1 protein-coding gene is annotated in these 376 nt (G+C 58.8%); it reads left to right on the forward strand.

From position 1 onward, the window contains the following. A partial coding sequence (locus tag ORL50_RS28805; RefSeq protein ID WP_266020102.1) for a cytochrome d ubiquinol oxidase subunit II occupies positions 1-376 on the forward strand: 376 nt, incomplete at both ends.

Raw genomic sequence — 376 nt, forward strand, 5'->3', positions numbered from 1 at the left:
CGGGCAGTACAGCGGGAACGGCTGGGAATGGTCGGGCCTGTTTCCGCTGTATTGTGGCGCCGTGCTCGTAGTGGGATATGTGTGGTTGGGCGCCTGCTGGCTGTATTGGCGCACTGTAGATGATCTGCAACGTCGATCAGGGCGACAGGCGAGGGTGCTGGCCATCGTAACCATAGTGCTTTTGGCCGTGTTGGTGGTCTGGACAGCGACGCTTGACGCTCGATATGCGCAGCGGCTTTCCAATCCACTGGTCTGGCTGCCAGCCGCGATATTGCTCACTGCACTGCTGATCAGCTTCACCATGAGCTTTCGAAGCCGCCGGCACTATCTGCCGTTATTCGCCGCACTGGGGATCTTCATCTTAGCGTTCACCTTG

This window comes from Pseudomonas sp. RIT-562 (genome assembly GCF_026241895.1).
Taxonomy (GTDB): domain Bacteria; phylum Pseudomonadota; class Gammaproteobacteria; order Pseudomonadales; family Pseudomonadaceae; genus Aquipseudomonas; species Aquipseudomonas mandelii_F.